Source organism: Anabaena catenula FACHB-362, assembly GCF_014698735.1.
Lineage (GTDB): Bacteria > Cyanobacteriota > Cyanobacteriia > Cyanobacteriales > Nostocaceae > Anabaena > Anabaena variabilis_A.
The window spans coordinates 19,323-42,463 of the sequence record NZ_JACJTQ010000006.1 but is presented as its reverse complement, the minus strand read 5'-3'; the positions used below and the strand labels follow the sequence as shown (position 1 = coordinate 42,463).

The 23,141-nt window shown below is 40.4% G+C and carries 17 protein-coding genes and 1 tRNA gene; 11 read left to right on the top strand and 7 right to left on the bottom strand.

Annotated features, from left to right (window positions below):
- Window positions 1-13: 13 nt before the first annotated feature.
- Window positions 14-1,147, bottom strand: coding sequence for a quinone-dependent dihydroorotate dehydrogenase (locus tag H6G68_RS06380; RefSeq protein WP_190905884.1), 1,134 nt, complete (start codon window positions 1,145-1,147; stop codon window positions 14-16).
- An 85-nt stretch (window positions 1,148-1,232) separates the two neighbouring features.
- Between H6G68_RS06380 and H6G68_RS06375 the strand changes: the two genes are divergently transcribed.
- The 5 genes from H6G68_RS06375 (at window position 1,233) to H6G68_RS06355 (ending at window position 6,503) form a co-directional block, all read left to right on the top strand.
- Window positions 1,233-4,142, top strand: a complete 2,910-nt coding sequence (locus H6G68_RS06375; protein WP_242045160.1) for a sensor histidine kinase — start codon at window positions 1,233-1,235, stop codon at window positions 4,140-4,142.
- A 263-nt stretch (window positions 4,143-4,405) separates the two neighbouring features.
- On the top strand, window positions 4,406-4,576 hold the full coding sequence (locus H6G68_RS06370) for a DUF2256 domain-containing protein (RefSeq protein WP_127054053.1): 171 nt from the start codon (window positions 4,406-4,408) through the stop codon (window positions 4,574-4,576).
- 20 nt (window positions 4,577-4,596) lie between these two features.
- The gene (locus H6G68_RS06365) at window positions 4,597-5,550 is read left to right on the top strand and encodes an isoaspartyl peptidase/L-asparaginase (RefSeq protein WP_190905883.1); all 954 of its coding nucleotides are present in this window, start codon (window positions 4,597-4,599) and stop codon (window positions 5,548-5,550) included.
- 310 nt (window positions 5,551-5,860) lie between these two features.
- Window positions 5,861-6,175, top strand: a complete 315-nt coding sequence (locus H6G68_RS06360) for a DUF433 domain-containing protein (protein WP_190905882.1) — start codon at window positions 5,861-5,863, stop codon at window positions 6,173-6,175.
- Window positions 6,168-6,503 (top strand): DUF5615 family PIN-like protein, encoded by a 336-nt coding sequence (locus H6G68_RS06355; protein ID WP_190905881.1) that lies wholly within the window; start codon window positions 6,168-6,170, stop codon window positions 6,501-6,503. Before H6G68_RS06360 ends, H6G68_RS06355 begins: the two co-directional genes overlap by 8 nt.
- A gap of 137 nt (window positions 6,504-6,640) precedes the next feature.
- Here H6G68_RS06355 and glmU read toward each other — a convergent pair whose 3' ends face one another.
- Window positions 6,641-7,996: a bifunctional UDP-N-acetylglucosamine diphosphorylase/glucosamine-1-phosphate N-acetyltransferase GlmU gene (glmU, locus tag H6G68_RS06350; RefSeq protein WP_190905880.1), complete on the bottom strand. Its 1,356-nt coding sequence runs from the start codon at window positions 7,994-7,996 to the stop codon at window positions 6,641-6,643.
- Between the two features lie 70 nt (window positions 7,997-8,066).
- Window positions 8,067-8,972 (bottom strand): tRNA (5-methylaminomethyl-2-thiouridine)(34)-methyltransferase MnmD, encoded by a 906-nt coding sequence (locus H6G68_RS06345; protein ID WP_190905879.1) that lies wholly within the window; start codon window positions 8,970-8,972, stop codon window positions 8,067-8,069.
- A gap of 33 nt (window positions 8,973-9,005) precedes the next feature.
- On the opposite strand from H6G68_RS06345, the gene H6G68_RS06340 reads away from it, so the two are divergent.
- From H6G68_RS06340 to H6G68_RS06330, 3 genes are all read left to right on the top strand, one after another.
- On the top strand, window positions 9,006-9,824 hold the full coding sequence (locus H6G68_RS06340; protein ID WP_190905878.1) for a sulfurtransferase: 819 nt from the start codon (window positions 9,006-9,008) through the stop codon (window positions 9,822-9,824).
- A gap of 251 nt (window positions 9,825-10,075) precedes the next feature.
- Window positions 10,076-10,726, top strand: a complete 651-nt coding sequence (locus tag H6G68_RS06335; RefSeq protein WP_190905877.1) for a YqiA/YcfP family alpha/beta fold hydrolase — start codon at window positions 10,076-10,078, stop codon at window positions 10,724-10,726.
- Between the two features lie 110 nt (window positions 10,727-10,836).
- On the top strand, window positions 10,837-11,982 hold the full coding sequence (locus H6G68_RS06330) for a histidinol-phosphate transaminase (RefSeq protein ID WP_190905977.1): 1,146 nt from the start codon (window positions 10,837-10,839) through the stop codon (window positions 11,980-11,982).
- A 6-nt stretch (window positions 11,983-11,988) separates the two neighbouring features.
- Here the strand turns inward: H6G68_RS06330 and H6G68_RS06325 are convergent, their stop codons facing one another.
- Both H6G68_RS06325 and H6G68_RS06320 read right to left on the bottom strand, forming a co-directional pair.
- Complete coding sequence (locus H6G68_RS06325) at window positions 11,989-12,561, bottom strand: hypothetical protein (RefSeq protein ID WP_127054047.1); 573 nt, start codon at window positions 12,559-12,561, stop codon at window positions 11,989-11,991.
- A 675-nt stretch (window positions 12,562-13,236) separates the two neighbouring features.
- Complete coding sequence (locus H6G68_RS06320) at window positions 13,237-13,935, bottom strand: GNAT family N-acetyltransferase (protein WP_190905876.1); 699 nt, start codon at window positions 13,933-13,935, stop codon at window positions 13,237-13,239.
- A gap of 1,135 nt (window positions 13,936-15,070) precedes the next feature.
- Between H6G68_RS06320 and H6G68_RS06315 the strand changes: the two genes are divergently transcribed.
- The 3 genes from H6G68_RS06315 (at window position 15,071) to H6G68_RS06305 (ending at window position 20,073) form a co-directional block, all read left to right on the top strand.
- Complete coding sequence (locus tag H6G68_RS06315) at window positions 15,071-18,586, top strand: response regulator (RefSeq protein WP_190905875.1); 3,516 nt, start codon at window positions 15,071-15,073, stop codon at window positions 18,584-18,586.
- 82 nt (window positions 18,587-18,668) lie between these two features.
- Entirely contained in the window at window positions 18,669-19,952 is a 1,284-nt protein-coding gene (locus H6G68_RS06310; protein WP_242045158.1) for a hypothetical protein, read from the top strand.
- 50 nt (window positions 19,953-20,002) lie between these two features.
- Window positions 20,003-20,073 (top strand) — tRNA-Gly (locus tag H6G68_RS06305).
- Window positions 20,074-20,116: 43 nt separating this feature from the next.
- Here H6G68_RS06305 and H6G68_RS06300 read toward each other — a convergent pair.
- Window positions 20,117-20,770, bottom strand: a complete 654-nt coding sequence (locus tag H6G68_RS06300; RefSeq protein ID WP_190905874.1) for a transposase — start codon at window positions 20,768-20,770, stop codon at window positions 20,117-20,119.
- A 122-nt stretch (window positions 20,771-20,892) separates the two neighbouring features.
- Window positions 20,893-23,136 carry a VWD domain-containing protein gene (locus tag H6G68_RS06295; RefSeq protein ID WP_190905873.1) on the bottom strand — a complete coding sequence of 748 codons (2,244 nt, stop codon included), beginning with the start codon at window positions 23,134-23,136 and terminating at the stop codon, window positions 20,893-20,895.
- Window positions 23,137-23,141 lie beyond the last annotated feature (5 nt).

Sequence of the window (23,141 nt, the reverse complement as noted above, 5' to 3'; positions counted from 1 at the left end):
TACCTATTACTCATTACCTATTACCAATGCCTATGGCTTGACTGATGGAGGTTAAGCCGTTTTCTTCTAATTTGGTTAACAAGCCTGTGAGGATGCGGCGTACCATCATTGGGCCTTCATAAATCCAGCCTGTATAAACTTGGATGAGGCAAGCTCCGGCTGTGATTTTTTCCCAAGCATCGTCAGCGGTAAATATGCCCCCTACGCCAATAATGGGGATTTCTCCTTGGGTTTGCTGGTAAATAAAGCGAATTACTTCTGTAGAACGTTGCCGCAATGGCGCTCCGCTAATTCCCCCTGCTTCTTCTTGGGGGGATTTACCAGTTTGATCAATTACTGGAGTTTTTAGTCCTTCACGGCTAATTGTAGTGTTAGTGGCAATAATCCCGGCTAATTTGTAGGTTTTAGCGAGGGAAATAATATCAGCGATCGCTTCCCATTCTAAATCTGGTGCTATCTTCACAAAAACTGGCTTTTGTGAATTATTTTCTGTTTGTAATACATCCAATATTTGACTGAGCATGGCAGCATCTTGGAGCGATCGCAATCCCGGTGTGTTGGGAGAAGACACATTAACCACAAAATAATCACCCAAATCTTTAAGTAAGCGAAAGCTCTCCAGATAATCCTGTGCTGCTAGTTCCAAGGGTGTTATCTTAGATTTACCTAAATTTATGCCTATAGGTACTGAGCGAGTTAATTCTTGCTGACTCGATGCCAATCTAGCTGCCATTGCTGCCGCACCAGAGTTATTAAAGCCCATGCGGTTGAGAGCAGCTTTATCTAATGGTAAGCGAAACAAACGGGGAGGAGGATTTCCAGGTTGTGCATGATATGTGACAGTACCCAGTTCAGCAAAGCCAAAACCAAAACTAGACCAGATTCCCGCCGCTAGTCCATCTTTATCAAAACCAGCGGACAAACCTACAGGATTAGGGAAATTTAGCCCAAACAGATTTTGTTCTAAACTTGTATTATTTAGGCACAAAGACCTTCGTATACTGCTATTTAACCAGCTAACAGGAGGATGATAGCTTGCTTGTGACAGCCAGCTAAAAGTACGAATAGTTTGCTGGTGTAACCACTCTGGATCTGTTTTGACCAAAGTGAATAAAAAAGGATTAATTACTGCTTGATAAATATCCAAACTAGGTTAACATCTACCAATTATTAACAAATGCCAGATTAATCGAAATTTTTCTCTGGACATCATAAATATAATACTACAACTCATGTCAACAGATGATCAGATGGGGCAGCCAAATCAACCTCTATCAGCCGAACAACAAATCCTGTTGTTGTTCCAAGTTCTCCAGAAACTCAGAGAAGAGGACAATGTTGACGTTCTCATCAAAACTACCATTACTTATCTTCAAGAACAGTTTGACTACCAATTGATTTGGATTGCTGTTTATAATCAGGCAAATAAAACGTTGTATGGTAAAGGTGGTATTACGCCTGATGGTGACACAAGTTATTTACAAAGATCAGTTTTATTAAATCCAGGGAATTTATTAGAGTCAGCAGTAACAGAACTGCGTCCTGTAGGCATAGCTAATTTACAACAAGAAGTCCGCACCCCAGAATGGCAAGAAGTAGCCATAAAATACAATATCCAGGGAACAATTATTTTACCAATTCGCTATAAAGACAGATGTTTGGGGTTAGTGTTAATTGGTTCATCTAGATGGGGGTATTTACTGAGGGGAGAAGCCAGAGCAAGACTGTTGATAGTTTTAGGTGAACTGGGAGTAATACTTAATTACAAGGAAAAAACTTGGCAACTAGAGCAAACCCCAAGTCCTAGCGAGCAATTATTAAAACTGCTGGAAAATTTACGCTCCCTTAGCCATTTTAATAAAAAGCTAGAAACAGTAGTCGATGCGACCTATAAATTTGTTTCTCCCTCCCGGACAAATATTTACTGGTTTGAACGAGAAAGACATTACTTCTGGTGTCGCATGAGCAGTCAGCTGGTGAGCATGGGTCGTAATTTAAGCACTCAGCCAGCCACCGCAGGGATAACAGTACAGGAGTTGGGTGATGTTTATTTCAATTTGGCAGTTAATGAAGTAGTCTGCATGAGTGAATCAAGCAGTTCTCTCAACAGCAATGTGCAGAGTAAACTGCTGCAACGCTTAGGGGTGCGATCGCTCTTAGCCGCGCCGATTATCTTGCAAAAAGACCTACTAGGCTTTCTGGCGGTAGAAAGTACTGAACCGCGAGTTTGGACTCCAGCAGACAAAAATTTTGTCCAAGGTGCGGCTGGGTTACTCTCCTTAGTTGCTCCCACCGACAGCATGGAAAGCACCATCAGACAGATTCAACAAGACAACCAACTGACTAAACAAATTACCCAAGCTATTTATAAAGAACAAGATCTACCAGAAATTTTATACCCTTGCGCCAAAAGCATTATAGAGCGACTAGGGGCAACACAGTTTTTACTTTTACAGTACCAACCCAACCAAAATATTTATCAAGTTCTTTACCAAAGTGCAGTCAAGAATCGCCGAGCTTGGAGATTTTCACTTAGCGCTCTCCCAGACATAGATTTTCAGATGTTGCAAAATGCAACGCAAGCATTAGAGATTGAAAACTTAGACGCAGATTTGCCCATGTTCGGCTGGCGTTCCCAGTTACTAGAGAATGGTGTGCGATCGCTTTTGATTTCCAGCTGTATTCAAGGTCATACGCCGCAAATACTGTTGCTGATTACTCACGAAACTCATCGCTCGTGGACAACTCAAGAAAAAGAATTGCTGTGGTTATTCAGCCAGCAAATAGGTGTCATAGTTCGTAATTGGCAGTTAAATATAATTACTCAACAACAGGAAAAAATTTCCCAGATATTCAAACAATACCCTAGCATCCTGATAGCAGCTGAAAGTGGGACTTTGGAGACAACAGCCCTAAAACACATAGCAACTGTTTTGGAATGTCCACTGGCTGTCATTCTATCCTGGTCTCCTCGTCAAGAATGGGCAACAATTATCCCAGGGGTAATGACCAATAATCAGTTTGGGATTGTTGAAAATGTTCCTATTTCCATCGAGAGAGATGTTCTCATCGAGTTGGCAGTGGCACATAATAGTTACGTGATTTTCAAAGCCTATGATTTACCACCAGCAACCAGGCAATGGTTGACTGTCCCTGATCGGGGTCAAGTTTGGGTGATGGCATTACGTAGTACTGTTGATTCTCAACCTACAGGTATAGTATTGCTGGCAAATTATGGAGAACAAACTTGGTCAGATATTAATCTCAGTGTTACCGCAACGCTTGTTTCTCAATTAGCTTGGTGGCAAAGTCAACAGCAAATCATCCAAGATTTAGAGTCCAATAGTGAAGGATTACGAGAACTCAACTGGTACAAACATCGACGTTTAGAAGAAATCCATAGAATGACGGCTCAGGTGCTGACTCAGATTCATGATTTAGGTATTCCGGCTAATGAACTGACTCAAATGCGTTACAAGCTCCTACTACGGCAGTTAGACTATATCACCAACTCTATGAGCGGAGTGATTAAACAGGAGCAATGGCAGTTGCAAATGAGTTGGGAAACGATGTCAATTTCCAGTTTATTGAAGCGCGCAATTGAACGAGTAGATCATTTAGTTAAACAACAACAGATGTGGATAGGTGTACATGGTTTGGCACAACCAACTGAGCGAGTTACATCACCCAAAAGCTCTTCATTATCCGGAGAGCTGATCACTGCATCTCATCCATCTCCTTTAGCTACATCTGGCGATATTGTCAAAATAGAATTTGTTGTCTACGAGTTGTTATTGGCTGCCTGTAAACGTTCTCCCATTGGTGAAAGAGTTGATATCTGGTGTAACCAGTTAGATGAGCGATCGCTGGAACTGTCAATTACAGATCATGGCATCATTGATCCACATCTATTAGCAGAGTTAAGTCAAAATGGACACAAGAATATACTTGCTTCTGCCTACCTCAACCAACCACCTGGTTTGCATCTGCTAATTTGCAAAAACCTAATCCAGCAGTTGGGAGGAGAATTGCAAATATATCAATTACCAGATCATCGAGTAGTTAGTCGCTTAGTTTTGCCTTTAGCACCTAGCAATTCTGAAGGAAATACCGTAGGAAATACTTCGCCACTTAGTCAGTAGGAGTGCTAATTAATAAGTAAGTAGCTTGGCGTTAAAAATTGTCGTTGGGATAAGGCAGGGGGCAGGGTGCAGGGTGCAGGGGGAGAAAGGGTTTTAGCCTTGTTTACTTTTCTTTACACAGTTTGGTTTTATTCTGCCTACCGACTTAGTTGGACAAAATTAAATTCATTTCACTTAATTCAAGCTACAAATGAATCTCCGCGTCCCCGTGTCTCCCCATCCCCGTGTCTCCTCTTCTCTTCCTTTCACAACAAACTCTAAATATGGCACGTAATATTGCTAAATCTAATCTGCCTGAAAAAATCTGTGTAGTCTGTCAACGTCCCTTTAGTTGGCGCAAAAAATGGGAAGATTGTTGGGACGAAGTGAAATATTGCTCTGAACGTTGCCGTCGTCGTCGTTCTCAGGCTAAAAATGAAACGAATCAAAGTTAAAACTAGACAAACGCAATTAAATGACTTTACAAGTAAAACCTAAATTAATTATTCATGGTGGGGCTGGTAGTTCTCTCCAAGGGAAGGGAGGAATAGAGGCTGTAAGGCGATCGCTCTATACTGTAATTGAAGAGGTCTATTCTCTGCTCTTAGCAGGTGCTACAGCCTCAGAAGCCGTGGTGCGCGGTTGCCAAATGTTGGAAGATAATCCCCGTTTTAATGCTGGTACTGGTTCGGTACTCCAATCTGATGGGCAAATTCGCATGAGTGCTTCGCTGATGGATGGTACATCAGGGCGTTTTAGTGGTGTAATTAATGTTTCACGGGTAAAAAACCCGATTGAGTTGGCGCAATTTTTACAAACCTCCCCAGATCGGGTTTTATCTGATCACGGTTCATTGGAGTTATCGCGGGAGTTGCAAGTTCCTACCTACAATGGTTTAACTGATTTACGCTTGCAAGAGTGGATACAAGAACGCCAGGATAACTTTAAAAGCACGATGGCTGGGGTAGTCGCTGAACCAGAACTAGCAGAAAGCTGTAATGCGGGACGGGGTACAATTGGTGTCGTGGCTTTAGATGGCTATGGCAAATTAGCAGCTGGTACTTCCACTGGTGGTAAAGGCTTTGAGCGCATTGGGCGAGTCAGTGATTCCGCTATGCCTGCTGGTAATTATGCTACAAGTTATGCTGGTGTCAGCTGTACTGGCATTGGCGAAGATATCATTGATGAGTGTTTAGCAGCTAAGATTGTCATCCGTGTTAGTGATGGAATGTCTTTACAAGAGGCTATGTTGCGTTCATTTACCGAAGCTAGTAAGAATGCACGGGATTTGGGTGCGATCGCTCTTGATGCCACTGGAGCTATATCATGGGGTAAAACCAGCGAAATCTTACTTGCTGCCTATCACAATGGTGACACTATTGGCGATACTTTGGAATGGAATGATGGCGAGTTGATCGGTTATTGTTGAGGAGGATTTTTTTAACGCGGAGGGACGCTGAGGTTAGCGCAGAGGTTCGCGGAGGTTTTTTGAGGTGGGAATTGGTTATTTTTGAATCAATTTATAGTGTCTGCAAGATTTCTAGTTCGTCAACCTTTGCTACGTAACGCTTTGCGAACAAAAGTTTGTGGGGTGGGCATACTTCGACAAGCTCAGTACAAGTCCTGCCCGCCCGTGGCTTATCCCACTCTACGAAACTTCCGACGGTGAAAAATTAACCAATACAGCAACAAGTATAGGAGTTGGTTAAACTAAGGCTAGTTGCTAAATAAAAACATTTATGGAAAACAACTTGGACAACTATATTGAAGTCACTCCTGGAATTCGTAGTGGTAAGCCACGTATTACTGGAACAAGAATTACAGTCGCAGATGTTGCCATTATGTATCTCCGCATGGGGCATTCTTTAGAAGAAATTGCCGGTAAATATCAGCTTTCACTAGCATCAGTTCATGTAGCTATAGCATTTTACTATGAGCATCGGCAAGAAATTGACCAGCAAATTACTGACGCAGAAACTTATGCTGAAGCCGAACGTCTCAACAGTCCTTCGCTGTTACAGGAAAAACTTGATGCCATGAGAAAATATGCCTAAACGCATTCAATTCCACCTTGATGAAAATGTTGATCCTGATATTGCTTTAGCTTTGAGACAGGCTGGTATTGACGTGACGACTACACAGGGGGCTAATCTTTTAGCAAAGAGTGATAGAGTGCAGTTGGATTTTGCTAAGGAACAGTCTCGCGTGCTAGTTACACACGATGATGATTTTCTGATTCTCAATCATCAAGGAATTGATCATAGTGGCATTGTTTATTGTCGTAAAGATACAAAATCAATTGGTTACATCATTCGGATGCTCATCTTGCTTTATGAAGTCGCTACCCTTGAGGAGATGAAGGGTAGAGTGGAATATCTGTAAAAAAGCAACTTATTTCTGTTACGTCCGTCTTGCTATAGTGATTTTGAAAACTTGCTTGTCAATACTTTTCCAATTAGCAGGAGTTGAGGATTCAATAGTGACATTTGCGGTGCGTTGGGAACGCACCTCAAAAAATATTAATTTTCTGTTTTTTTCCGCCAACCTGGTTTAACTACCTGACGACTTCGCGCAATTACTAAAGCATCGTTTTCTACGTCTTCTGTTACTGTGGAACCTGCGGCAATATAAACATCATTTCCCACAGTAATAGGTGCAACTAACACACTATTAGAACCGGTTTTGGTGCGATCGCCTATTTTAGTTCTATGTTTCTTTACTCCGTCGTAGTTTGCGGTAATTGTCCCCGCACCAATATTTACCTGAGTTCCGGTTGTAGTATCGCCTAAATAGGATAAATGCGCTACATTAGTGCGATCGCCTAATTGGGTATTCTTCAACTCGACAAAATTACCAATTCGACAACCAGCACCCACCTCAGCATGACCACGCAAATGAGCATAGGGACCAATGCGAGTTTCTGCTTGTACAACGCTATCTGTGACTACAGAATACTGCACAGTCACATTTTGACCCAATTCGCTATTTTCAATTAAACTACCAGGGCCAATGCGACTACCTGACTGAATCACAGTTTTACCGCGCAGGTGCGTTTGCGGTTCAATAATCACATCTGGTTGTAATTCCACTGTTTCATCAATGGTAATACTTGCAGGATCAATTAGCGTTACACCAGCTAAAAGCCATTTTTCCTTAATGCGTCTTTGCAAAATATCGTTAGCTGTGGCTAATTGTAATCTGTCATTAATTCCTAAAATTTCTTGGTAATCTTCCACATCTACAGCCATTACTTTTCCCACTTCAGTAACGGCATCTGTGAGATAATATTCTTTCTGGGCATTATTTGCTGCTAAATGAGGCAAAAACTTTGCTAAATCTGGCCAACGAAAACAGTAAATACCAGCATTAACGCGGTTATTTTCTCTTTGGTTAGAAGTGCAATCTTTATCTTCAACTATTTTCTGCACAATACCGTTACTATCACGAAAAACTCTTCCGTAACCTTGGGGATTTGATAACTGTGCAGAGAGAATAGTACAGGAATTTTGATTTTCTTGGTGGGTTTGTAACAGGTTTTTCAGAGTTTCTGTACGCAACAAAGGTACATCACCATTCAAAATCAGCAAATCCCCAGTATAACCTTCCAAATGCGGAAGTAATTGTTGGATAGCATGACCTGTACCTAATTGTAAAGTCTGTTCCACAAACTCCAAACCAGGAATTTCCGCCATCGCAGTTTTCACTTCCTGGGACTGATATCCAACAATTACTAGCTTCCGTTCAGGTGAAAGGGGTTCGACGCTTTCAATAACTCTCTCAACTAAAGATTTTCCACCTAAAGAATGTAAAACTTTAGGCAGGTTTGATTTCATTCTTGTGCCTTTTCCTGCCGCGAGAATTGCTACAACAACCATAATTAAGTATCAGTAAATTTCAATGATGAATATTTTTAGTATTTTGATATTCAAGCTCAAATCATATCAGTTAACTCCACCTTTTTTTCCATTGAGAGCTAGTTTCTAAAATAGAGGCTTGTTGTTCTTGTTGTCGTCGCATGATTATAACTTCCGCAGCATCCCTCAATTGGGGATCACGGTAAGGAATAGCCGCACGAGTTTGTAAATGTTCTTTTTCCTCTTCTGAAATAGGGGGAATAGGACGAATTTCTTCCTCCTCATCTTCCCAATTATCCACCGACTCATCTCTTGGATATCCGGCTATAGTACCAGGTGTCTGTCTTCCTATGGGTGTGGTAGAACCTATGACTAAGCCTGCTGCTAAAAGTGCAGTGCGTACAGCCGCAGCACAGGAATAAGTCGCTAGTAAGCCATTTTGATGTAAACACAAGGCGACTTTTTGTATAAATTCCACAGTCCATAATTGTGGACAATGCGGTGGTGAAAAGGGATCGAGAAAAATAGCATCAGCTTGAAAACCTGACTGATGTAATAGCTGAATTGATTCTCTAGCATCACCTATGAGTAACTTTGCTTTCAAGCGTTCTGTATAAGATTGATGACCAAAAGCTAGTTCGGTCAAGATTTGTCTAAACTCGTAGTCCCAATCATAGAATATACGCTGGTTAATGGCTGCTTTTGGGACTTCTGGATTTAGTTCTAAACCAATGACTTCAACATAACAAATGGGATTTGCTTCCCAAATCACTTGTAACGCTGCGGCTGTGTTGTATCCTAGACCATAACAAACATCTAAAATCCTGACTATTCCATTTCCGGCTGCTTTCTGCACTTGAGTAGGAAGTGCAAACTTCAAATAACTCTCTTGTCTAGCTCCATAATGGCTATGAAAAGCCTCGTCAAATTCTTCGGAAAAGAAGGTAAAAGAACCATCTTGTGTTTGTTGGGGTGTAAAATTATCTGAATATGACATTTTGTTCATAATACTAAACTAAATTAATAACTAATGACTCCTACCACAGTTGTTGTTTCTCCCAAATGGTTATTTGAACATCTTAACGATTCCCAAGTTGTAATTGTCGATTGTCGCTTTTCTCTGGCTGATTCGCAACTGGGAAAAAAGCAATATCAAGAAAGTCACATAGCAGGATCTTATTATTTAGATTTAAATCAAGATTTATCTAGTCCTGTGGCAGAACATGGGGGAAGACATCCTTTACCTAATATCAATGATTTAGCTGATAAATTAGCGCAAATCGGAGTTAATTACCAAAAAACTCTGGTAGTCGCCTATGATGATTCTCGGTTTGCGTTTGCGTCTCGTTTATGGTGGTTATTACGGTATTTAGGACATGAGCAAGTAGCTGTTCTAGATGGTGGTTTTGCTGGCTGGCAAAAAGCTGGTTATCCAGTTTCTGAAGTGATTCCAGAATCTGGAATGGGGACATTTGTCCCGCAATTACAAGCGCAAAAAGTTGTAGATTATACTTATGTAAAAAATCGCAAAGATCGTCCAGATGTAGTTTTGGTAGATTCAAGAGAGAGCGATCGCTATCGAGGCGAACGAGAACCAATTGATAAAATTGCCGGTCATATTCCCGGTGCTGTCAACTATCCTTGGCAAGAAGTCACCGACGCGAATGGCTGTTTACTTCCCCAGTTAGAACAGCGTCAAAGGTGGGAACAGCTAGAAACAGCTAAGGAAATTTTAGTTTATTGTGGTTCTGGTGTTACTGCTTGTGTGAATTTACTGTCTTTAGAAATTGCGGGAATTTCTACAGGTAAACTTTATGCTGGGAGTTGGAGTGATTGGATTAGTCATTAGCAGATCAAGTCCTTCGGGGAGGGAATAGGGAACAGGGAACAGTTGTGAAATCCTGCCCGAATACTGGGTTTCAAGCCCCTAAATATATTTATGGGGATGTTAATTTTTAATTTTTAATTCTTAATTTTTATAGCAGATTGCAGATCAATGAGGTACAGAATCAAAATTGAAACCTAGACAGCAAGCCAGTTTTACTCCTGACTCCTGACTCCTGAATTCTGCTGTAATTCCCCCAAGGGTTTGATTATCATATGTTAAATTCTTTTATTTATATTCACGGCTTTGCTTCCAGCCCTAAATCTACTAAAGCTCAGGATATCCGCGATCACTTTACCCAAATTCACATCAAGCTGAAAATTCCCGATTTAAATGCCGGCGATTTTTCCCATTTAACAATTACCCGTCAGGTAAATCAAGTTGCTGCTGAATTCAGTGATGATTCTGCACCTGTAACCCTGATTGGTTCTAGTTTAGGTGGTTTGACATCTGCTCATTTAGGGGAAAAATACCCACAAGTGCAACGCTTAGTTTTATTAGCACCAGCTTTTGGGTTTTTATCTCATTGGTTGCCTAAGTTAGGAGAAGAAGCTTTAAAACGTTGGCAACAAGAACAATATTTCTTAGTACATCACTATGGGGAAGGACGAGAATTACCTCTAAGTTACAATTTTGTCACAGATGCTGCCCAATATTTAGAAAAAAATCTCCAACGTTCAATTCCCACATTGATTCTGCATGGTACAGAAGATGAAGTTATTCCCATTACCGCTAGTCGTGAATTTGCGAGTTCCCGTCCTTGGGTAAAATTAGTAGAACTAGATAGCGATCACGCTTTGGGAAACGTCAGCACCGAAATTTGGCAGGCGATTCACTCATTTTGTCACCTAGGGATTGGAGATTAGGAAATAGAGACTGGGTAATACTTTTTACCAATTACCAATCACCAATTACCAATTACCAATTACCAATTACCAATCACCAATTACCAATTACCAATCACCAATTACCAATTATGCTTCCCTTCATTCGTTCAGATTTAGCCCAATTTACTGCCTATAAACCCCACCCCAGCAGCGATACAGCCGAACCAGTCGCCATCCAATTTGATCGGCTGGATACCAATGAAAGTCCTTACGATTTACCAGTGGAGATTAAAGAAAAGCTGGCATGGACTTTTCAACAAGTGATTGAAAGCAATCGTTACCCTGATGGTGGACATGAGACACTCAAAGATGCGATCGCCGAATATGTCAATGAGTCAGCTAATCTTTCATCCTCTGTTATCACTGCTGCGAATATTTCCGTCGGTAATGGTTCAGATGAACTCATCCGTTCTTTATTGATTGCCACCTGTTTAGGCTCAGAAGGCTCTATTTTAGTTGCCAACCCCACTTTTTCCATGTATGCGATTTTGGCGCAAACCCTGGGCATTCCTGTGGTAACGGTGGATAGAGATGCCAGCAATTTTGAAATAGACTTAAAAGCAGCACAATCAGCCCTTGAAGCCACTCAAAATCCCCCCATTCGGGCAGTTTTCGTCGTTCATCCCAATTCTCCTACCGCCAATTGCTTAACTGCGGCTGAATTAGCATGGTTAAGAAGTCTACCAGAAGAAATTTTGGTAGTCATCGATGAAGCTTACTTTGAATTTAGCCAAACTACCTTAGTTGGGGAATTAGTACAACGTCCGAATTGGATAGTGCTGCGGACTTTTTCCAAAGCTTTTCGGTTAGCAGCTATGCGTGTTGGCTATTGTGTAGGGAATCCAGATGCGATCGCTATATTAGAAAAAGTCCGTCTTCCCTACAATCTCCCCAGTTTTTCCCTTGCTGCTGCCTTAGTTGCTTTACAAAATCGCCAAATTTTGCTGGAGTCAATTCCCCAAACCCTAAGTGAACGAAGTAAACTCATCACTGCTTTATCGCAACATCCAGCATTAGAAATTACAGCCAGCGAGACTAACTTTATTTACCTGCGTCTCAAACCAAATGCTTCTCACCCAGCAGATACTGCTTTAACTCGTCTCCACCAAACACTCAGAAATCAAGGAACTCTTGTGAGATTACTTCCTGGGGGATTGCGAATTACTGTAGGAACACCCACAGAAAACACTCATACCCTAAACCGATTACAAACTGCTTTAGCAACTCTGGGTTAACTATTCTTAATTAAAATAGCCGTCTCCATCACTGCCCAAACGACGCACTATCGCTACCGTTTGCGGCAGCACACCTACTAACATAGCAAAGGCTACATCTGGTAGATCAGCAACTATTTCTGGCGGAAAATACTGTTCAAATTGATCAATAATTTTTTGGACTCGCTCTCCAGAAACTGAGTTTTCCGTAATTTGTTTAATCAAGCGAATCCATTGTCGCCTAATCAAGTAAGCTTTTTGACGATCTTCATGAGATTCAGGAGTTAACAACGACAGATTGCCGATAGGTAGTACACATTGGCAATCTTTATCATAATCCCCACCTACTACTGCTCCCGGCCCAGCGAACTCTGCATGGTAGCCTTTAAAGACTATTAACCCATTCCGTCTTCGACTATTAACTATGAAAACTTTTCCGCTATGGAGCGACGCAAGAATGTCAGATCTGTGCGATGCCTGCGGGGGGCATTGCCATAGCTCAATTCCATCTCCCATGGTAAGCTTATCCACGAAACCAGTTTCAGAGCAAGAAGTTGATACCATAGCGGTCTGATAGCGTCGGCGTTGTTCGCTATCCATTTTTTCTCAAATTTTCGACGACGGTTTTAAGGCTATGCACTTCTAGATATCCAATAATTATCTGTTTAGTTAAATCAATTTTTCTGACTGGCTTTATATTCTCAAGATTTTTTTTGGGAAGATTTAGCTTAATTGCCGACTAAATCAACGGTGCTTGGCAATTGTTAATCACATTTTATGGGATTAAGGTGCATTTGTCTTCAACTGTACGAGTCTTTTCTTAAAGTTTTTATAAAGATGAAATCTTCAATACTAAGTTAGTATGAGGATTCCAAAAACTGTTCAGCTATGGGTTCGTTGTGTTATATAATCTTTCTCTATTTAAAATAGCCAAGCTAAAAAACCGAAAATATCATCACGTGAATTGGTCAAAACTACACCAATTCTATGTAACCTCCTGTTTTCCCTATGGAAAACATAAGCAAACATGATGTTTTCAGGCAAGGCGGCATATTCCCGCGTGTTGAACCGTCAAAATACGTTCTTGGGTTTTGAATTGTAGCTGAGTCTTGATAAATAGTAACATTTCTAAAATATTTGAGCATCATGCTTCTTCACCGTTGAAAATTAAAGTATTGCCAAGTTTTTTAACAACTTTTTGAGGCTGATACAGAGAACAGCCGTAAACCGGCTCATAAATTTATTTGTTAACTGTTTGTCAAACTACAACTCCTCTCATCCTCCCACCCAAGTTTTTTTAATTAGGTGTTTATGCAAGAAAATCTGGCGTGAGGGGTTGAGGAAAAAGGTATTCCAAAGAGATTCTACTTTATGCACCCGACGATATCCCAGCTTGAAATAAAGTTGCCTAGCTTGATGGTTATTTTCCAAAACATGGAGATATAAATCTTGAAATCCCCATTCTTGGCAGACTTGTTCACAGCTAGTCAATAACCTGGAAGCTACACCATGCCTACGGTATTGTGGGTTGACAGCTAAATTGGATAAGTAAGGAAAAGACTTGTGAGCATTTGCCCAAGAATCACTAAAACGCAAACCCAATTCTACAGTTCCCAATATTTGATTAGTACTCCCCATACTTGTGTCAACAGCGACTAAACAAACGTGATGAGGCGATATTGAGGCTAAACGATTTCTTAAGTCTTCGTAAATACCCAAACGTAATAAGGGAAAAGCCCAGCCCCAGAAACCTTGTTGAGAGTGAAAGCTTTCAGCAATGATTTGGGCAATACTAGTCAAATCAGCAGATGTAGCTGCACGGATTTGAAGTTGTCGCAAAGCTGGGATAGGAACTTCTGTAACTGACGGTTGATGATGTGGGGTAAAAAACCAGGTTGGAAAAGCTAGTTGAGGATTGATTGACTTTGCATTTTCAGATACGTGATTGATTTGCTGGGAAAAGCAACTCGTCATGAGATGGTAAATTCCGTATTGATCGGCAATCATACAAAATGTAAAACTTTGTTTATGGTTCTGTAAGCTGCGCTCCTCAAAGAAGCTAGACGTTTCAATTACATAAATCTAATGGGTTGAGTAAAGGAGAGTTTATGTATATCCATGTATATCTTTGATTTGAGAATATAAAAATGAGTGGTATCTTTATTAAACAACTAGTTTACGGTGGTCTAGTTAGGGTGAGTACCAATAAGCGTAGCAAAACCTATCTAATTTGTTAGTCAAGTACTAACGTCAGTTCCTAGTTAAGAGTTCAGAAGTTAGAAGTCAGGAGTTTTTGAATTGATTTCTCCCCATCTGCCTAACTGAAGGTTATAACTAGCAACTTCGGTTATTATATGCTTAATATCAGGTTTGTATTTACCCCCATTTTTAGTCAATAAGGCTGGTTGTATAGGTACTATGTAATGGATACTGGAAAGAGAATCTGTAGAGCTACTCAATCGTTAATTCCCAATTAGCCTAACATCACCACCTGTCTTAGTATTCACCCAAGTTGCTAGTCATCTAGTTTAGGCTGGTCATGGGTGATGGGGAAAAAGGGAAAATTCTTGATTCAACTCTGTTGTCTTCCTGTCAAGAGTAACCGTTTGGCTAACTAGCAACTTACGTGATTAGTTCTGATTGCTAAATTGGAAATTATTACTTGTTTAATTGTATACTTGGCTTGGAAATACAATTATTGTAATATTCATGACTCTACCATGACTACCATAAATAAAATTGACCCGCCAGTGTTAGTACAACTGCTGCAATGGCCAAACTTAATATACATCATGGTTATGTTGGCTCCATCTAGGAGCGCTTTATGGAATCCAATAAGGTTATTACAAGACATGAGAGAAGATTTGGTGAGTCAAAATCTACTAGATCAAGGGAAAATAACTATGAAATTAACTGCACTGTGCCATTAGTTTACAACAACATTACTAGCTAGTAAGTACAATTACCGTGAGGGAATAGTCCTATATCTGGCAGTCATGTAGCCCAATAGTATCTTGGTCGAAATGCTCAAACCTTACCTGATTCAGAAATATCTCTACCTGATCAGATTATTCTTTATCCGACTGCCGATGCAGCAGGAAAGCGGTGCATGACATCACAAGCAAACAGTAAGCCGAAAATTTTGGTTGTCGATGATGAGCCAGACAACCTTGACTTGCTTTACCGCAGCTTCTATCGCGAGTATCAGGTGCTGAGGGCTAACTCAGGTCCTGCGGCACTGGAACTGCTGGCAAGAGAGGGAGACATATCAGTAATCATCTCAGATCAGCGGATGCCGATGATGAGCGGTACAGAATTTTTGAGTCTGACTGCAACTCAATATCCAGATATTATCCGAATTATTTTAACTGGCTACACTGATGTGGAAGACTTGGTGGAAGCTATTAACTCTGGCAAAGTATTTAAATATGTTACTAAACCTTGGGAAGCAGAGGAACTCAAAGCTGTGGTACGCCAAGCTTTGGACACACATAATGTTCTCAAGACTAGAACCCGCGAACTGACTCGCACACTCCGGCGAGAATCGCTGCTGAATACAGTTACTAATACGATTCGCAGCGCCCTGGACTATAGGCAAATTTTGCAAACTATAGTCGATACAGTGGGGCATATGTTAGAGGTGGATGTTTGTCTTTTACGCCCCTTCCAAGATGAGCAGTTAGCGGCTGAAGGATTTATTTATCAAAAAACTGCCAGTGATGACGAAGAAGAGGACGGATTGGAAGATGGGGAAATAGAAGAATTTTTGCCCTCCACTCCTGAGTTACTTTTGGCTCAAACAGTCTGGGAAACCCGTGAAGTACAGGTGATTTATGATGTAGCTGGAGATGATCGCATCCAAAATGATCGCGATCGCGCAGCGGCGTTTACAGATGCTAAAATCTGCTCTAGCTTAGTTGTACCGCTGATTTGTCAACAAGAACTCAGAGCAGTTTTGACTCTACACAAGTGTTATCAATCCCGTATGTGGGGAGATGAAGAGGTGCAACTGGTTTCAGTTGTAGCAGATCAGGCAGCCTTGGCCTTGTCTCAAGCTTATGCTTATGAGCAAGTTGGCGCTTTAGCAAAACGAGAAGCTTTAATTAATACAATTACTAGGGCGATTCGTTCTAGCTTAGATCCACAAGATATATTTGCAGCTATTACTCAACAATTGGGACAAGCTTTAAATGTAGATGGTTGTGTGCTGTCTCTGTGGACAGAAGAAGATGAATTTGTGCAATGTGTAGGCTTGTATGATAGTTCTGAAGAATTCAACAATTTAAGAAAAAATAACTTCAACAGCAATCATCGCTCGGTTACTCAGCACTTACCTAGTTCCCAAGCCCCAATTCGGAAGAATCCGATTTTGCAAGAAATATTGCGGACACAAGAACCAGTGGTAATCACTGACATCACTCATTCTTCCTCAGATGTCCAGGCGTTTGATTTACCATTGAAAATGAGACCGCGATCGCTGATGGTTGTTCCCCTAATAATTGATGGTCAATGTATCGGTAGTATCACTTTGCGCGAAGGTCACAAAGTTCGCAAGTGGCTGCTATCAGAAATTGAATTATCTAAATCAGTAGCAGCCCAAGCTGCGATCGCAGTACAACAGTCACGCTTGTACCAAAAAACTCGTGAACAAGCTGAACGCCTCATACAACTAGATAGACAAAAAACGGAATTTTTTCAAAATATTTCCCATGAATTTCGGACTCCCATCACCTTAATTCAAGGGCCATTAGAATCAGCAGTAGCATCTGGGGAAGGGTTATCCCACGCCCAAAGTGCGATCGCTCTCCGCAATTCTCGTCGTCTGCTGCGATTGGTAAATCAACTACTAGACTTACAACGCTTAGATGCTGGGAGAATGCAGCCTAGTTTCCGCCCTTGCGATATGATCGAATTTGTCAACCAAATTGTCGAATCATTTCGTCTCTATTGCGAGAAAAAAGGACTGCAAGTCATTACCGATTTACTAGAATGTCCCACAGTCTACTTGGATCTGGAAAAATTTGACAAAGTACTCTACAACCTCTTGTCAAATGCCATGAAATTTACTCCTGATGGAGGCACAATCAGGGTCAGACTATACAATGAGGGAAATGCCTGCATACTGCAAATCCAAGATACAGGAATTGGCATTCTGCCCGAACAAATTCCCCATCTATTTGAGCGCTTCCGTCAAGCTGAAGGCTCAGAAAACCGCACCTATGAAGGTAGTGGATTAGGTTTGTCTCTAGTCAAAGAATTGGTAGAACTACACGGCGGCGAAGTTAAAGTACAATCAGTCTATGGACAAGGTACTCAATTTACCCTACGGCTGTTGACAGGCGCAGATCACTTACCCCCAGAACAGGTACTACACATCCCCGGTGAACTGAATACCAGCCGCGCCACTGTAGAATTAATTGATGTAGAACAAGTAGAATCAACGGAAGATAACCTAGAATTTATTACCAGAGATTTATCACCTAATCCAGGAATTTTAAACTCCAACAGACAACTTCCCGCTCAGTCAAAAACTGATCAATTAATCTTGGTTGTAGACGACAACCCAGATATGCGATCTTATGTATCCACCATACTCCGCCAAAATAGCTATCAAGTAGCTACTGCTCGTAACGGTTATGAAGGGTATAACATAGCACAAGAACTTCATCCCAGCTTAATCATCACAGACTTAATGATGCCCTTGGTGACTGGACTAGAAATGATTCAGATGATCAGGGGCGATGATAATATGCGCGGTATACCCATCATTCTACTCACAGCCAAGGTTGATGAAGAAACTCGTATTGAAGGCACAGAAAATGGTGCTGATGCCTATTTAGCTAAACCATTCAATGACCGGGAACTTTTGGCAGGCGCGAGGAATCTTTTAGCCCTGAAGGAAAATGAAAAACGCGTCTTGGAGTTAAACACCTACCTGACAGAATCAGTACTCAAGCGCTTTTTGCCATCTGCACTAGTGCAGAAAGCCGCATCTGGCAATTTGTCCCTAGATTTGCGACCAGAACCACGTTTAGTGACAGTTTTATTTAGTGACATTGTTGGTTTCACCCAATTATCAAATACTCTCAGATCCCGCAAAGTTGCAGAAGTACTGAATGAATATCTAGAAATTATGACCAAAGTTGTTTTTAACAATGGCGGTACTGTAGATAAATTTATGGGAGATGCCATATTAGCCTTATATGGAGCGCCCGAAGAACTCACACCAAATGAACAAGTACGTCGTGCTATCGGTACAGCCAGAGGAATGCAAAACGCCCTCATTAATTTAAACAAGCGCTGGCGAGAACAAGGTATATTCGAGACTGACGGGCGTAATGGCGTGCAGTTTCGTTGTGGTATCCACCAAGGTACAGCCGTTGTCGGGATGTTTGGTAGTGAAGAACGTGCTGATTACACAGCAATTGGTCCCAGTGTGAATATTGCTGCTAGGTTGCAGGCTGCTGCTGTCCCAGGTACTATTTTGGTATCGGCAGCTGTTGCTGATTATTTACAAGAAGAAGAAATTACTAAAGGTAGTCCCTTGGAACTTAAAGGAATAGATGAAACAGTTCTCACATTCGTAGTTACACCACAACCAGATAGTTTCCCAGCTAATGACTAAATTTCAGACTGGATGATGAATTAAGGATGAGCAATTAGTTAAAGCACTCAATCATAAAATCATATCCAGTTTTTAGTTGAATATGATGCCACCAGTTACAGATAAATCTCTGATTCCTTTGCAAACCGGGAGAAAACATACTGATCCGCCTTTTTTGTGGGTTAGTGTATTTATAAGTTCAATTTCGCTCCACTTGCTGGTTTTTTGGTTATTAGGCTCATCTGATGAGTTTAGACCTTGGATTCCCCACTCTAGTCAAGCTAATATTCCTGTTGATTTCATAGATATTTCGCCTCAAGAAGAATCAACAGCCAAACCCAAATTCATCGCTAAAACAGTTACACCAAAACTTCCCTCTTCTACTCAAAATTCTTTTACACCATCTTTACCAGAAACCACGCCAACTACCCCTGAAAATCAAGATGATGGCGCTATAAGTTCTGATTTCAATCTTCCACAGGAGTCTCAAACTGAGAACTCTCAAGTTAATAATCAGCCAGTTCCAGAACCAGTAGACTCCATACCTGAACCGACAGAAACTCCTACAGCGACAGAAACTCCTACAGCGACAGAAACTCCTACATCTACAGAAACTCCTACAGCGACAGAAACTCCTACATCTACAGAAACTCCTACATCTACAGAAACTCCTACATCTACAGAAACAATTCCATTAGATAACCTTCCCTGGAATCGCCGTCAAGAATTAAAACTGGGACAAGGAACCCTACTACCAAAAGATATTCCCTCTGATTCCCCAACTCCCACAGAGGAAACTTCCCCAACTTCAACAGAGGAAACTTCCCCAACTTCAACAGAGGAAACTTCACAAACTCCCACAGAGGAAACCTCCCCAACCCCAACAGAGGAAACTTCACAAACTCCCACAGAGGAAACTTCCCCAACTTCAACAGAGGAAACTTCCCCAACCCCAACAGAGGAAACTTCCCCAACCCCAACAGGAGGGGGTATACTAGCTAATGTTTCTCCTCTACTGAAAGATGAAGTTAATCAATTAATACAAGAAAGACGATTAATCAAAGATGCTTTACCTGATGTTCTGGCGGCATATCAAGGTAGTAGCAGTAAGCAATTAGAAGCTAGTTTTTTCCCTAGTGATTCTGAAATAAAGCCAGCAAATATACTAGTTAGTTTAGTAATTGATAACAATGGCAAATTTCAACAAGCTGTAGTCTTAGAAATCGAACCGACGACACTCAGCAGTGAAAAAAGCATCTATGAGCAAGCGCTTAATGATATCTTCAACCAAGAAAGCTTTATCGCTGCATATAACGAAAATGGCTCAAAACCAGAGTTGAGTAATTTGTATATGCGGATTAGGATTCAGCCAATTAATTCTCCATAAATACTTGTGTTTTTACCAAAGCTATGTTATCTTTATATAGATACAGATTTGCGGGTGTAGTTTAGTGGTAAAACTTTAGCCTTCCAAGCTAATAATGCGGGTTCGATTCCCGCCACCCGCTTTGAAAAGAATTAAGGACAAAAGGGCGGTTATTCCAAGGGCGGTTATTCCAAGGGCGGGGAGACCCCGCCCCTACGGGGGTTGTTTGGATCTTTATCCCAACGCAAAGGGTTTTTAACGATGTATTGACGAGTGATGTCTAAAATTTTTTGATAACGGATAATGCGATCGTAATAATTTCTTTGCCATATACGCAGTCCAGGTGTGTCATCAATTTTATTAATTATTTTGGTTGTTTGATATTTGTAATACGCAATTATTTGTCCCAATGTTATTTTCTTCTGTAGGGGCGGGGTCTCCCCGCCCTTTATGTCATCCCCGCCCTTTATGTCATCCCCGCCCTTTATGTCATCCCCGCCCTTTATGTCATCCCCGCCCTTTATGTCATCCCCGCCCTCTTTTATATAATCGTGTACACCCAACAATTCATCATTAATCACAATAATTCCATGAACGTGATTAGGCATAATAACAAATTCATCCAATTCAACATTAGGAAAATGAGCGGGTATTTTTAACCAAAATTCATGGACAATAAAACCCCTGACTGTGAATTTCATTTCATCGTTAATGATTTCGCCTAAATTACATTCACGGTGTTGGGTACAGATGGTGATGAAATATGCTCCTGGTTGTGAATAATCATAACCCCGTAGGCGTGTTGATTGGCGATGGTGGATTTTGGGGTTATATTTCATGCTGGATGTGGAGTGTTGATTTTAAGGTTTTGGGATATTATGGCGCTGGTAAAAGGGCGGAAAATTCATAACCAAGTTATTCCAAGGGCGGGGAGACCCCGCCCCTACAAGGGTTGTGGATTTTATGGGAAACGCACACCGGGTATATTTACAGGAATGCGATTTCTGATTTCTTGTTGCACTCTATCTTTAACTATACCTGTCACCGCATCTGCTGCTGCTTGTGCAAATCCAGCTTCTCCAGTGTTAGCAACATCAAAAATACATCCATCTAATAAATCTCCTGAAACACCAGCACGCTGACAAATTTCTTCAGCTTTACGCAGTTGCGGTGGAAGAAATGAACTAAGACTGATGTAATTATTGGGAAAGCCACGTTTGGTAAATGTATCTGTGCTTTGGCCAGAAGCATAGTCAAATAAAGATTCACTCTCATTAATTCGCCAGCTATCACCAAATTCTTTGTAAAGCTGGTCAAAGAATAATGTTTCAACTTTGCTCAAAGCTACAGGAACAGGTAATAAATTATTTAATGCTGTGCTGAGTTGTCCATAAGTTGAATTATTCTTAGTGGGAACTATATTACCATTGCGAGTTCGTAAATCATCGTTTGGATCACTATTAAGATTACCGAGTAAACCAATATATCTATCTGACTGGTCTGGAACAGCAGGAATAACATTCATAAATGTTGAACCTGCAACGGTAATATTATGAATTGTCACCTGTTCACCTGTAGGCCATATCACGACATAATCACCACCCGAACGAGTAATTACTCCACCTCCAGGTAAAGATAAAGAACCTTCAACTACAGTTGGTTTACCATCAACTCGTAGTTGTGTATTTTTATTTGCATCAGGAAAGTCTTTACTATAGAATGCGACGCGAGTATTACCAACTTTCATTGCTGCACCTGTATTTAAGGAAAGTTGGCGACCAGGAACTGCACCTTGACGAACTTGGATTTCAAAGCTGTTATCTTTGGCTTTAACTAATGTGAATTCTCCTACCATTTGGAAACTGTAGCGGTATCCATCAAAGGTGATGATGTGAGGATCACCATAGCTTTTGCCTGTTTTTAAAGCTTGCTCTGAACAATCTTTCTTTTTCTCATAATTGCCAGAATCAAAGTTTAGTAAATTACCGAGTGTATTTGATGCAAATAAAAAAGATTCATTGGCTGCTTTAGTATATTCTGGTTTAGTAGGTGAACCAAGATAATCTTTTAGGGAGTGATTTTCTATGATATTGCTTTCTTTCAATTCACCTTGACTATCCTTATATTTTGGCAAAGGAGGTAAATTTGATATTGTAATTTGTCCATCTAACTTTTTTAAAATCCTAAATGGTATTACAGAAATATCTTCTGATCTTGATATAGCTTTTACTTTAATTCCTTTACTTTGAGATTTTCCATAAGAATGCCAAGTAGAAAATCCAAGAATTACAGTTCTTTTAGCAATATCATTAGGCAAATTAGCTGCTACTTCATCAGCAAAAAAATTACCCTGTGAATGAGCAACAATTACAAATTTCATTTTAGGTGTATCTTTGCAAGTCTTTTTAGCTTTTTCTGATTCTTTTTTATCTACTTCTTTGATGAAATTAGTAGTTTTTGACACAAGAGCCTTGCCGTCTCCACTTTGAACTTTGCTTAAAAAAAATTGTAAAGTAGATTCAATTAAATCACCAAATAAACTTATTGCTTGTGATCCCCAACTGGATAAAATTAAATCTATAGTAATAATTTGAACAATTGGGTTTTTTAATCTGCTACTCCTTTCTTGATTTATTTTTTCCAACTTATCTGATAATTCAGATAATTTTCTACCATTTTCTACTGATGAAAAGTTATATGTATCTGTAGATATTACTGGAGGATAAACTCCAGCAGCTTTGAGTAAATTTTCTACTAATAGCTTTGTTTCCCCATAATTACTTTCACTATTTTGTATTCCATTAATAAAAAAACTATAAACTTTTCTTCCTTCAACATCTTGTGCTGTATTTTTAGCCGTATCATCTATGACATTATCAGGAAAAGATTGATTTTTTCCATTATTTCTATTTGGTTGAGATGAGTCACTATTAGGGTTAGGTTTTTTAAAAATATCAACATTCCCATTACTAGGCTTACTATTCCCATCATTCCTATTATCAAAAATATCAACTTGTGCAATCTCAACCCCACTCTTAGGCACAGCTGCATTTACCCAACCATCCAAAAACCAACCATGACAAGTAACAGAATTAAAACCTAAAATCCCACACAAAGAAAGTGAAATAGCTTGTTTCCAAATAGTTGAAGTTGCTACAAATATAAAAGTAACCGCACCCAAAAACCAATAAATTAACTTACGCATTTTTC